A 12,658-nucleotide genomic window follows, 5' to 3' on the forward strand; every position below is an offset into this window, starting at 1 on the left:
CGCTGTCGCTCAGGCCGTCCGCCGCGCCGATGCTGCCATAATTTGGCGCCCGTCCCTTGCGAAGGCGCCGAGTTCCATCCCTTCCGAGGTCTCGCGCAGGACGAGGTGCAGGTCTTCACCGACGATGGCGGGCGATGTGCCGCGAAAGTCGAAATGCGAAAGGGCGTTGTCGCCAAACTCCGCCTGCGCGAGGCCGAGCAGCAGGGTCGCCGCAAGCGGGCCGTGAACGACGAGGCCGCGATAGCCTTCTTCCTCGGTCGCGTAAGAACGATCGTAATGGATACGGTGGCTGTTGAAGGTCAGCGCCGAATAGCGAAAGAGCAACGCTTCGGTGGGCACGACCCTGCGGTGCGCGTGCCACGCTGCCGGGTCGAACCGTCCTTCGCCGGGCGGCGGCGGTGCTGGCGGCGCGTCCTTCGAGGCCACGTCGCGAAAGACGATCGATTGCGTCTCGCGGATCGCAAGCTCGCCATCGGCATGCGTTGCATGGTCGACTTCGACAAACACGAGCGCTCCCGAGCCGCCCTGTTTCGCCTTGATCGACGCGACGCGCGAATTGCGGACTATTGACTGGCCAGAACGCAGCGGTTGCACAAAGCTTACCCGACTTGCCGCCCACATTCGGCGGGGAAGGGGGATCGGCGGCAGGAAACTCTGGGCGCTTTCTTCGCGGAGCGGGTGACCGTCGATGCCCAAGGCCGCGGTCGGCGCATCGGGCAGGCAGAGGCACCAATGATAGCCTTGCGGCACCGTGCCGTCGCTCGCCGCGCTCCGGTCAAAGGTCGCCAGCCACCGCGCCGCGGCGCCTTCGTCGACATAGTCGCTGCGCGTTTCCTTGCGGCCGATCCAATCCTCCCACGCGCTCATGTCGTCGGCACCTTGTCGGCGACGCCGACGATGCCGGCGTCGATCAACCGGGCGATCTCACCCGAAGAGAGCGCAAGGCGAGCCGCGAGAATCTCTTCGCTATGTTCGCCGTTGCGCGGGGCCGGGCGCGGCGCCCCGCGCGCGGCACCGGCTATGGTCGCGAATGCCCCGGCGGCGGGATAATCGAAACCGCTGGGGTTCGGCGCGGTGCCAAAGATCGGATTGTCGGCGACGAGGCTGCGGTCATGCACCGCGTCGAGCATCGTGCGATAGGGCGAGTGAACGATGCCGCCCGCATCGAAGGCTGCCGCAAGGTCGGCGTGGTCACGATCCGCGATCGCTCGTTCGAACAAGGGGTATAATGCGTCGCGATGTTCGAAGCGGAGGCCGTCGTCCTTCGCGAACGAGACGCCGCGGGCCTGCTCGACCGCTGCGACCGCCTCGTCGAGGCCCAGCGCCGCCACCAGATTTGCCCACTGGCGCGGGGTCACCACGACGATCATCGTCCGCTGCCCGTCCCGCGTGACGAAATCGCGCCCGAACAGGCCATAGACGGCGTTGCCGAGCCGCGGGCGGTTCTCGCCCGAATAAAGGACTTCGGCAATTCCGCCGAGGTTGGCGACCGTCCCGATGGCGACGTCCGACAAGGGAATACGGACTTCGCCACCTTCGCCGGTCGCGCCCCGTCGCTGAACCGCGGCGAGCAGCGCGAAGGCGGCATAGGCGCCGGTGAGGAGATCCCACGCGGGCAGGACGTGGTTCACCGGCTCGGGCCCCGTGCCTGTCAGCATCGGATAGCCGACGCTGTTGTTGACCGTATAATCGAGCGCCGGCGATCCGTCGGCCCAGCCCATCACGCGCACCGTAATCAGCTTCGAACAGCCTTCGGCCAATTTGGCATGCGACAGGAAGCCGTCGGCAGGGAAATTGGTGACGAATTGCCCTGTCGCCCGCACCAGTTCCTGCAAAAGCTCGCGGCCTTCGGGCCGAGCCAAATCAAGCGCGACCGACCTTTTTGCCCGGTTCAGATTTTCCCAGTAGAGCGAATCATTATCCGCCGTGACCGGCCAGCGCCGATAATCGGGTCCCCCGCCGATCTGGTCGATGCGAACGACGTCGGCGCCGAATTGCGCAAGATAGAGTCCCGCCGTCGGCGAGGCGACGAACGACGATGCCTCGATAATCGAGAGACCGGCGAGAAGATTATACAATGGGCGACTCCAGCTAAGACAGTTCTACCTCGATAAGCTTTGACCAGGATGAATCCAGTCTTCGCACCAACGCCAGAAGCCGCCTTGCCCTGTCGCAGTGGCCAATGGTTGCTCGCGTGCGCCGCAATCAATGATGCCGGCGTGCCATCGGCGACGCGTACGACGCAGCCTCCCGGGAGCGGCTGAGGCCGTCACGTTCGATAGGCTTTCGGATCGATGCCGTGGCGGTTCAATTTGTCGTATAGCGTTTTTCGCGGAATTTTGAGGCGAACGACCGTCGCAGCGATATCTCCGTGCGTCTCGCACAGCGTGTCGCGAATGATTGCGGCCTCGAAATTCCGGATGCGCTCGCCGAGTGGCGCGGTGTCGGACATACCCGCCAGCGGCGCGTCGGTTGGAAGATCCAGCACCACGCTATACGCAAAATTCTTGAGCTCGCGGACGTTGCCCGGCCAATCATGCTCGACGAGATGGCGGCGCACCGCGTCGCCGATCTGAAACCCTGTGCGCCCCATTTTTTCCGCTGCTTCGCCGAGGAAATAGGCGAAGGTCTGCGGAATGTCGCCGCGGCGTTCGCGCAGCGCGGGAATCCGCAACTTGACGACGTGCAGCCGGTAATAAAGGTCTTCGCGGAACGCGCCTGCACGCACCGCATCCATCAGGTCGATCTTGGTCGCCGCGACGATGCGCAGATCGACCGGTTCGGGTTCGCTGGCCCCGATCGGCTGGACTTCGCGTTCTTCGATGACTCGCAGCAGCTTGGCCTGAACCCCAGCATGCATGGTGTCGATTTCGTCGAGAAACAGGGTTCCGCGATGCGCGCTGCGGATACGGCCCGCCTGTCCGCGCTTGCCGGTCGCGCGATCGACGAGATCGCTTCCGAACAATTCTGCCTCTGCCAGATCGTGCGGAAGCGCGGCGCAGTTGACCGCGACCAGCGATGCGGCGCTTCGCCGGCTCTGGCGGTGAAGCATGTGCGCGACCAGTTCCTTGCCGGTTCCCGTCTCGCCTTCGATCAGCACGTCGATGTCGGCCTGCGCCAGTTGCGCGATTGTCTCGCGCAGCCGCTGCATCGCCGGACTCTCACCGATCAGCGGGCTATCGATCGCGGCCACCGTGGCGGTCAGGCGGCGATTATCGAGGATCAACCCCCGATGCGCGAGCGCGCGGCGCACAGCGCCGAGCAGATGGTCCGAAGCAAAGGGCTTGGCGAGGAAATCGAAGGCCCCGTCGTGAAGCGCGCGGACGGCCATCGCGACATCGGCATGGCCGGTTATCAGGATGACGGGAATGTCGGGATCGATCGCATGGATAGCGGCGCGTAACTCGAGGCCGTCCATGCCGGGCATACGGATGTCGGTGACGACGACGCCCGAAAAGTCGGTCGCGATGCGCGGCAACATCGCCGAAGCGTCGGCAAAAGCCTCGACCGTCAGGCCGCCGAGTTCGAGCGTCTGGACATTGGCCGCGCGGAGCGCCGCGTCGTCATCGACGAAAAATACGGTCTGTTCGGTCGAATAAAGGCTCATGCAGTCCTCAACGTCAGTCGAAACCCGGCGCCGCCGAGCGGTGATGCGATGAGCGTCAGCGAACCGCCGAACTCGGTCATGATGTCGCTGGCGATGGCAAGTCCCAGCCCGAGCCCGTCGGGGCGTCCGGTGACGAACGGGGTGAAGAGCTGCGGCAATAGGTCGGCCGGTACGCCCGGGCCGTTGTCGCAGATATCGATGATCTGGGGATCGGTGCCCTGCGCGCGCAACTCGACCCGGGGCTCCGGCGTCGCGTGCAACGCATCGGCGGCATTTTGCAGCAGATTCACGAGCACCTGTTCGAGCCGGACTCGATCCGCATATACGCACGCCGCAGGGTTGTTGATCTGAATGTCGAGCGCGATGCCCTGCGCGCGCAGCCTGTCGCCGACCAGCAGCAAGGTCCCGTCGATCGCCGATTGCAGCGGAACCGGGCCGAGCGATGCCGGCGCGCGGCGGGCGAAGTTGCGCAGTTCGCCGGTAATTGCGCCGATACGCTCGGTCAGTTCGACGATTGCCGCCAGATTGTCGCCGGCCTTTGCCGTCTGATCGCGCTCCAGATAGCGGAGGCTGTTTTCCGCAAAGCTGCGGATTGCGGCGATCGGCTGGTTGATCTCGTGCGCGACCCCGGCGGTGATCTGTCCGATCGAACCGAGTCTGCTTGCCTGCGCGAGTTCTTCGCGCGCGGCGCGATAGCGGCGGTCGGCTTCGGCCTGACGTTCGGCGGCCTGCTTGAGCTCGGAATTGGCGTCGCGCAGGTCGCGCGTGCGCGCTGCCACTTCGCCTTCCAGCGCTGCGTGCGCCGCCTGCCGCAGCGCCTGTCGTTCAACGAGCCGCAGCAGCGTCACGATGGCGGCGCCAACGAGGATGAGCAGGACCAGGAAGATCACGCGCGCGGTGGCGTTCGCACTGTCGCGCGCGGGCTGGGCGGGCTGCAAAAGCCGCAGCTGGCTGCCGGGTAGCGACACAGGTTCGGCAAATGCGCGGTAGATGGTGGCGCCGTCCCGCTGCTCGATCCGCAGATCGCCGCCCGAACGCCGTATCGCGAGCGGATCAAGCGCCGCCTCGCCATAGCTGCGGGTTGCCTTCAACCGCGCGCGCGTCGCGGGCGGCAGCGCATCATAGGATCGAAACCGCCACGCAGGCGCGCTTGTCATGATGACGATTCCCGCCGCATCGGTGACGAGCGTGGTCGCGCCTGAATCAGCCCATTTGGCCTCCAGCTTGTCGAACTCGACCTTGACCACGATCACGCCGAGCGGGCGATCGCCGTCGTCGACACGCCGTGCGAGGAACAGGCCGGGACGTCCGCTCACCGTTCCCAGCGCAAACAGCTCGGCCTCGCCCTTTGCCATCGCGCCGCGGAAATAGGGACGGAAGCGATAATTCTGACCGATGAAGCTCGTCGCCTTGTCCCAGTTGCTCGCCGCAATCGTCGTTCCGTCGGTGTCGATCACATAGATGACCGCCGCGTCGGTCCGCTCGGCCAGTTGCGCAAGTTCGCGGTCGAGCCGCTCGACGGCCGGATTGCCGCGCCGCGACAGGGCGAGCCGTACATCGGGAAATTCGGAAAGCACGCGGGGGAGCAGCCGGAACTTCTGCAACTCGCTTTCGAGCAGACTGGCGTGCGCGCGCGCATTCTGCCGCGCCTCGACATCGGCCTGCGCCCGGCCATGCTGCGTGGCCCATTGGGCGAGCCCGAGTGCGGCGATGAGCAAGATCGCTGCGCCGACAATCGTCGCGACGAGTAGTCGGCGCCGATGCCTTGATGGCGGAGAGATGGGCGAATCGCCTGTTGCTAACATGTGCGAATATTCGCACAAATAGATAAAAGTCTATGCGAAAAATCACACATAGCGATGGGTGCAGGTGCATGTTGGAAAGGAAAAAATACGTGAAATCAATAAGGTGTAATTCTTCCTCGCTCGTTTGACGCGCGAGGCCATGGCTCCCTATTTTTGCGCAGCAGGCCGGTCAACGGCCAGGTGATGCGCGCCGGAACAGGTGCAAGAGGGGAGAGGCCGGTGGCCGTAGCGCTCGATTTGACTGCTCCATGCGAGGCCGCGCCGCGTCGGCGTTGGTATGCCCAGCTTTATGTGCAGGTGCTGGCGGCAATCGCGGCGGGGGTGCTGATCGGCCATTTTGCGCCCGCAACCGGCGAGGCGCTTCGTCCGCTCGGCGACGGTTTCATCAAGCTTGTGAAAATGATTATCGCCCCGGTGATTTTCCTCACCGTGGTCACAGGCATCGCATCGGTGGGCGAGGCGAAAACGCTCGGGCGCGTCGCAGCCAAGACCTTTGCCTATTTCCTCTTCTTCTCGACGCTCGCGCTGATCGTTGGGCTGGTCGTCGCCAATGTGGTGCAGCCGGGGGCAGGGATGAACATCGACCCTGCAACGCTCGATGCGGGCGCAATTGCCGACTATCAGGCCAAGGCGCATGACGCGACGCTGACCGCCTTTCTGTTGGAGATCATCCCGACGACCTTTGTGTCGGCGCTCACTTCCGGGTCGATCCTTCAGGCACTTTTCGTTGCGATCCTCTTCGGGCTGGCGCTGATGCACGCGGGCGAACCCGGGGCGCAGATACTTGGCATGTTCGAGAAGCTGTCGGTGGTCTTTTTCCGCCTCGTCGGCATGCTGATGCGCTTTGCGCCGATCGGCGCATTCGGCGCGATGGCCTTCACCATCGGCAAATATGGTGTCGGAAGCCTTGCCAACCTCGGTACGCTGATCGCGACCTTTTATCTCACGTCGATTTTCTTCGTAGTCGTCATTCTCGGCGCGGTCGCGCGACTGTGCGGCTTCTCCATTTTTCGCCTGATTGCCTATCTGAAGGCCGAGTTGCTGCTCGTCCTAGGCACTTCCTCGTCGGAAGCGGCGCTGCCGAGTCTCATCGAAAAACTCGAGCGCGCGGGCTGCGCGAAGCCCGTCGTCGGCATGGTCGTGCCGACCGGCTACAGCTTCAACCTCGACGGCACGAACATCTACATGACGCTTGCGGCGCTGTTCATCGCGCAGGCGACTGGCGTCGACCTGTCGCTCGGTGATCAGCTCGCGCTGCTGCTTGTCGCGATGGTGAGTTCGAAGGGCGCGGCGGGCGTGACCGGCGCGGGCTTCATTACGCTCGCCGCGACGCTCTCCATCGTCCCGTCGGTGCCCGTCGCAGGGCTCGCGCTGATCCTCGGCATCGACCGTTTCATGAGCGAGTGTCGCGCGCTCACCAATTTCATCGGCAATGCGCTGGCGGCGATCGTCGTCGCGGGGTGGGAAGGGGCGCTCAATCGCGAAGCGCTCCACCTCGCGTTGCGCACCCACCAGCCACCGCTGGCCGAAAGCCTGCCGCTGCGGGGCGACCTCGCCGCCGATGCACCGTCCGATTGAATCAAAGCCTGAAACAAGAACCGCTATGGGGGAAGATATGACACAGACACCGAAAGCTCGCTGGGTGCGCCAAAGCAGCCGCATCGCCTTGATTCTCGCCGCCGGCGGTTGGGCCGCCGCAGCCCAGGCGCAGAATGCCCCCGACGACGTCGCCGACGAAACGGCGGCGAGCGATCAGGAAATCGTCGTTACCGGATCGAACATCAAGGGCGCATCGGACAGCGGCGCAATCGCAGTGACGACGCTCAGCAAGGAAGAGATCGACAGCTTCGGCGCGAGCTCGACCGGCGAGATCATGGAATATATCGCGCAGGCAGGGTCGGCCGAGATCAACGGCGCTGCCGACGGACCGAATGACGCGCGCGGCGACGTCGCGACGGTGAACCTGCGCGGGCTCGGTACCGGCAATACGCTGATCCTGCTCAACGGCCGCCGCATCGCGGCGCACGCTGCGAACCAGGACATCGGCTCGACCCCGCGCCAGATCGTCAACGTCAACGCCTTTCCCGCGACGGGAATCGACCGCGTCGAGGTGCTGCGCGACGGCGCATCGGCGCTCTACGGATCGGACGCGACGGCCGGCGTCGTCAACACGATCCTCGATGCCAATTTCCGCCGCAACATCCTCAACTTCGAATACAGCACGCTCGAAGGAACCAAGTCGGACGAGATAACCGTCGACGGCGGTTTTGGGCTCGAGTTCAATCAGGGGCGCACGCGCGTCATGTTCTCGGGCAGCTATTATGACCGCAACGGTCTGTTTTCGAGCGAGCTTGGCGGCCAGTTCAACACCGTCGACAAGCGCGCTTTCCTGGGCGATTCGCCCTTCGCGACCGAAACGACCGATTTCCGCAACACATCGACCTCCTCGCCCTTCGGCCAGTTCCAGGTCGGGTCGGTCAATTCGGAAGGCGTCTTCGTCGGCCAGCGCGTCCGTCAGGGCACGACGGCGCTCACCAGCACGACCGGGGTGTTCCACATCCAGCCATGCGATTTCGCGGGCACCCGCGCGGTGCTGGGGACGGGGAGCGAGGGTTGCATGGGCCTCGACGACGGCTCGCTCGACGCGGTGCTTCGCTATGACTTTGGCGCCAACCAGCCAAACAATTCGCTGAACGAAGGCGTCAATGTCACCAATGACCCGATAACGGCGAAGGGGCGGCAGCTTATCTCCTCGGCGAAGCGCTACAATGCCTATGCCAATCTGGAGCATGAGTTCGGCAGCGGGGTCGAACTATTCTCCGAGGCGCTCTATTATCGTGCGACGACCAGTTCGAACCGCGCCGCGCAGCCGGTTGACAGCGGACTCGCTTTCCTGATCGTTCCGGCGAGCAACTACTGGAATCCATTTGGCGCGGTCGGCAGTCCCAACCGCCTTCCGGGGCTGAACGCCACCGACGTTCCCGCAGAAGGGCGCGACGTGCTTCTCGTCAACTGGCGCCCCACCGACCTCGGCCCGCGCTTCATCGATACCAAGACCGAAACCTATCGCCTCCTCGCCGGGCTGCGCGGCCAGTTCGGCCAGTGGGACTGGGAAGGCGCGATCGCGACAAGCGGCAACCGCACCGCCGACACCGAAAGCAATCGCCTGTCGAAGACGCTGCTCGCCGCCGAGCTGGCCAAATCGACGCCCGACGCGATCAACCCGTTCGGTGGCCCCAATGCGAACACGCAAGAGCAATGGGGTCGCGTTCGCATCTCCAATACCAATGTCGGCAAGACGACGCTGACGACGGCTGATTTCCGCATTTCGAACAGCGCTGCCTTCGACCTTATCGACGGTCCGGTCGGCCTCGCCTTCGGGGCAGAATGGCGGCACGACTATTATGAAGAGGATCGCGATCCCCGTCTCGACGGGACGATCATCTTCTCGGACGAGAATGTGTCGGGAATTTCCGATGTCGTCGGTGTCAGCCCGACGCGCGATTCGAGCGCGGGACGCGATGTCTTTTCCGCCTTCGGCGAAGCGCTTGTTCCGCTCCACCGCGGCGAAGGGACGTTCATCAACGATCTGACGCTCCAACTCGCGGTGCGCGGCGAATATTTCAACGACATCAACGACGGCGCGGTGAAGCCAAAGGTCGCGCTGTCCTGGTTCCCGGTCGAAGCATTCAACCTGCGCGCGGCTTATTCGCAGGGCTTCCGCGTCCCGAACCTTGTCCAGCTCAACCGCGGCGACGTATCGCGCCTCAACCTCGGCAACGAGGATTACTACCGGCGCGACGTCACCGGCGACCCGGTTTCGACCGGGGACGCCTATCTTGCCTCGGTGCGCCAGTCGAACCCGAACCTCGAAAATGAGGATACCGAGACGATCGTCGTTGGCGCGACGCTCGACCTCAAAAAAGCCTTTTCGAGCTCGGCGATCCGGCGCTTTGCCATCAATGTCGACTATTGGCGCTTCGAGCAGAAGGGCGTGATCGGGGCATTCGGCGACCAGGAGGCGCTCGCGCTCGACTTCCTGCTGCGCCAGCAGGGATCGAGCAACCCCAACGTCGTCCGCGCGCCGGTGACGGCGGCGGACCAGGCGGCGTTCGATGCCTATAATGCCGCGAACCCCGACTCGCCGCGCCAGGCGGCGGGGCAGGTGCTCTATGTGATCGACCCCTATATCAACCTCGATCGGCAGATCGCCGACGGCTTCGACTTCGGTCTTGCGACGAGCTTCGATGCCGGATCGGCGGGCATTTTCCGTTTCGGGATCGAGGCGACCTATCTCAACAGGCTCGACGTCGTACGAAACGAACTGCTTGCCGCGCTGGCGGACAACCCGGCCTTTGCCGGCGACTTCGCCGCGCTGCAGGTCGACCGGATCAAGCTCGACGGCAATCCGCGCTGGCGCGGTACCGCGACCTTTGGATGGCGGCTCAAGGATTTCAGCATGGGCGGCTCGGTCCGTTATGTCTCCGACATGCTCGACACCAGCGCCGACATCACCGTCGATGGCGAAACCGTCTATTGGAAGGTCAAGGAGGATTGGCGCGTCAACCTCTATGGCGAGTATCGTTTTCGCCTTGGCGACCGCCGCGACATTCGCCTGCGGCTGGGGGTGAACAATGTCTTCGACGGCAAACCGCCGCTCGTCGACGAAAGCTATGGCTATTACCCCGAATATCACTCGGTGAAGCCGCGTGAATTTTACGTCCAGCTTCGGGGCAGCTTTTGATGGCCGCCCCGACGGCTCCGGCTTCGCGCGCTTGGTCCACTGGGCGCGTGAAGGCCATGGCGGGCGCGGTGCTGTTGGCGCTGGCAGGATGCGCGTCCGGCCCGGCGTCGGCGGTTGCCGCCCCGCCTGGCGAAACCGCGCTGCAGAAATCCCTGTTCGCCGCCGGAGTCCAACGGTTCACCTTTGACGGCTGGGCGGGCCCCGCCTTTCCAGTCTGGATTTTCCGCCCGGCGGGCGCTGGCGCCGACGCACCGGTCCTGTTCGTTTTCCATGGAGTTCAGCGCGACGCCGACAATTATATGAACCAGTGGATCGACCTGGCACGCCGGAACAACATCGTCCTGATCGTTCCCGAATATAGCCGAAGTGCCTTTCCGGGGGTTGAGTCCTACAGCCATGGCTGGTTCGCGGAAAAAGACGGCGCGCCGAGGCCGCGTGCCCAATGGTCCTTTGCGACCGTCGAGCCGATTTTCGTTGCGATCAAGCGCCGCGAAGGACTGAGCGCCGAAACCTATTCGGTTTATGGTCATTCGGGCGGCGCGCAGTTCGTGCATCGTTATGTGCTATCGGGCGGCGGGCCGCATCTGGCGCGCGCGGTGTCGGCGAACGCCGGTTCCTATGCCGCGATCGATCCGGCGGTCCGCTGGCCTTTCGGGCTTGCGGGGCTGCCCGCCGGCATGTGGGATCCCCAAAAGGCGTTCGCAGTTCCGATGCTGGTGCTGCTCGGCACCGAAGACAATGATCCCGATCATAAAAGTCTGCCGCGTCAGCCCGAGGCGATGGCACAAGGTGCCCACCGCCTTGCGCGCGGGAAAAATTTCTATTCCCGCGCCAGCGCTTATGCCGCCGCTGGCTCACATGCCTTCGGCTGGAGCTGCGGTCTGGTCCCTGGCGTCGCACACGACAATGCCGGAATGGCGGGCGACGCCATCGCCTTTTTGTTCGGCGATGCCCGCATCGAGCCAGGGCGAGCCTGCCAGCGCGTGCGATAATAGTTCGCCGCGGCGCGCGGTCAGTTGTCCGCAACTCAGCCGGGGATTCGACGATCGTTTCTGTCGGATGCGGCGTCCGGTCGGCTGTCGTCCATTCTTCAACACCCGATGCGGTTTCGTTTTGCTGCCCTTCGTCGAAATCGTGAATTCCGACGGTGGCAAGGTCGGGCGGCCACACTCCCAACCGCTCCATCTTTCGGCGCTGCATTGCCTATGCCACCCCATCCCAGCGGTTCGAGAGGGCGGTCGAGGCGCAAGGTCGAAGCTCCTTGGCGTTGGCGGTCAGATGTCTCCAGTTCGTGGATCGGATTCGAGCTGCATTCATACAAGAATCTCCACAGATCAGGCGCTGCTTGAAATTTATCGAATGATTTCAGAGGGGATTGCATGCGGCTGGACGGCCGGAATGAGACAGTGTGTGCAACTTCGCGTTTCTTGGCCGTCGGGCGGACCGCCAGCGACGCCAAAAAAATATCGCGACGAAGTATTGTTGTCGGACTTTCCATCTCAGATCCGCCTGTCGCGCCGAAATGATAATATATGTGCTCAGATTATAAATCTGATTGCTCCAAATTTAAATTTTTAAAAATATAAAATACAGAAATCCTACTATTCTGGCAATACGAGCCAAGGGTTCCGTCACGCATTTGTCCCAAACACCTACTGCATGGTGTTCCGTACATTGAAAGCGTCGGGTCTGATCGTCTTCACGGCGCTATGACAATTCTTACGCCCTCATCCTCGATCATCTTGGCGTGTTTGTCGACCAGTCGGTCGTCGGTCACCACCATGTCAATCTCTGCAAGCGGGCACACGATATGACCCGACGGAGCGTCGAATTTGGAGGCGTCTGCCAGCAGGATGATCTCGTCCGCGCGTTCGATGAGTTGCCGCTCGGCTGCGACCAGGACCGGATCGACCTGCATCATCCCGCCGCCTCCGATCGCTGCGGCACCAATAAAGAGCTTTGGCGCGTGGAATTGCGGCATGCCGGCATCTTCGAAGACCGAGAGAATAATCGATTGTTCCGGAAAGACGGCGCCCGATGGCACCAGAACACGCGTTCCAGACTGATTTATAAGTGCGGACACGATATGGAGCGAATTTGTGAGAACGGAAAGATTGAGCCCTTGCAAATGGGGACACATTTGCAGCGTTGTTGACCCGCCGTCGATCATCACGGCTTCGCCTGGCCGACAAAGGCGTGCCGCTGCCGCGCCGATCGCCTCCTTTTGCTTGCGATTGAGTGCGATATTCTCGTGAAAGGGCACGCCTTGAAGATGGAACTCCTTCTCTCGAGGCGCGCCGTCGTCTTCGGTTTCGGGTGGAAGTCGGGCGCCGCCGCGAACCCTGACCAGTCGGCCGTTGCTGGCCAATCGTTCAAGGTCGCGACGGATCGTTGCGGCCGACCCGTCGACCTTTTCTTCAAGTTCTCGAAATGAAACAAATCCTCTGGTCTCGAGGAGGGAGAGGATAAATTGTTCGCGTTCGGTGGCGTGCATCGCATGAC

8 protein-coding genes are annotated in these 12,658 nt (G+C 63.3%); 3 read left to right on the forward strand and 5 right to left on the reverse strand.

The features are described from left to right. Positions 1-9 precede the first annotated feature (9 nt). The 4 genes from H7692_RS14945 to H7692_RS14960 all read right to left on the reverse strand — a co-directional run bounded on the left by H7692_RS14945 (position 10) and on the right by H7692_RS14960 (position 5,325). Complete coding sequence (locus H7692_RS14945) at positions 10-867, reverse strand: MaoC family dehydratase N-terminal domain-containing protein (RefSeq protein WP_222137308.1); 858 nt, start codon at positions 865-867, stop codon at positions 10-12. After that, complete coding sequence (locus H7692_RS14950) at positions 864-2,078, reverse strand: CoA transferase (protein WP_222137309.1); 1,215 nt, start codon at positions 2,076-2,078, stop codon at positions 864-866. Before H7692_RS14950 ends, H7692_RS14945 begins: the two co-directional genes overlap by 4 nt. A 191-nt stretch (positions 2,079-2,269) precedes the next feature. Continuing rightward, positions 2,270-3,607, reverse strand: coding sequence for a sigma-54-dependent transcriptional regulator (locus H7692_RS14955; protein WP_222137310.1), 1,338 nt, complete (start codon positions 3,605-3,607; stop codon positions 2,270-2,272). Next, on the reverse strand, positions 3,604-5,325 hold the full coding sequence (locus H7692_RS14960; RefSeq protein WP_222137311.1) for a sensor histidine kinase: 1,722 nt from the start codon (positions 5,323-5,325) through the stop codon (positions 3,604-3,606). The genes H7692_RS14955 and H7692_RS14960 overlap by 4 nt, the downstream gene beginning before the upstream one ends. Positions 5,326-5,631: 306 nt before the next feature. Between H7692_RS14960 and H7692_RS14965 the strand changes: the two genes are divergently transcribed. Genes H7692_RS14965 through H7692_RS14975 form a run of 3 tightly spaced genes read left to right on the forward strand, consistent with a single transcriptional unit; the run spans position 5,632 to position 11,148 of the window. Beyond that, positions 5,632-6,990, forward strand: coding sequence for a dicarboxylate/amino acid:cation symporter (locus tag H7692_RS14965; protein ID WP_314817490.1), 1,359 nt, complete (start codon positions 5,632-5,634; stop codon positions 6,988-6,990). Between the two features lie 37 nt (positions 6,991-7,027). Then, on the forward strand, positions 7,028-10,156 hold the full coding sequence (locus H7692_RS14970; RefSeq protein WP_227340444.1) for a TonB-dependent receptor domain-containing protein: 3,129 nt from the start codon (positions 7,028-7,030) through the stop codon (positions 10,154-10,156). Positions 10,157-10,212: 56 nt separating this feature from the next. Next, complete coding sequence (locus tag H7692_RS14975) at positions 10,213-11,148, forward strand: hypothetical protein (RefSeq protein ID WP_227340445.1); 936 nt, start codon at positions 10,213-10,215, stop codon at positions 11,146-11,148. A gap of 707 nt (positions 11,149-11,855) precedes the next feature. Here the strand turns inward: H7692_RS14975 and H7692_RS14980 are convergent. Continuing rightward, positions 11,856-12,650, reverse strand: coding sequence for a DeoR/GlpR family DNA-binding transcription regulator (locus tag H7692_RS14980; RefSeq protein WP_201927382.1), 795 nt, complete (start codon positions 12,648-12,650; stop codon positions 11,856-11,858). Positions 12,651-12,658: the final 8 nt, after the last annotated feature.

The organism is Sphingopyxis sp. P8 (genome assembly GCF_020622175.1).
In the GTDB taxonomy this organism is placed as follows: Bacteria; Pseudomonadota; Alphaproteobacteria; order Sphingomonadales; family Sphingomonadaceae; genus Sphingopyxis; species Sphingopyxis jiangsuensis.

Excerpts from the sequence above, each read along its gene's own strand:
- H7692_RS14945 (WP_222137308.1), bottom strand. The coding sequence starts at position 867 with ATGAGCGCGTGGGAGGATTGGATCGGCCGCAAGGAAACGCGCAGCGAC.
- H7692_RS14955 (WP_222137310.1), bottom strand. The coding sequence starts at position 3,607 with ATGAGCCTTTATTCGACCGAACAGACCGTATTTTTCGTCGATGACGAC.
- H7692_RS14970 (WP_227340444.1), top strand. The coding sequence starts at position 7,028 with ATGACACAGACACCGAAAGCTCGCTGGGTGCGCCAAAGCAGCCGCATC.
- H7692_RS14975 (WP_227340445.1), top strand. The coding sequence starts at position 10,213 with ATGGCGGGCGCGGTGCTGTTGGCGCTGGCAGGATGCGCGTCCGGCCCG.
- H7692_RS14980 (WP_201927382.1), bottom strand. The coding sequence starts at position 12,650 with ATGCACGCCACCGAACGCGAACAATTTATCCTCTCCCTCCTCGAGACC.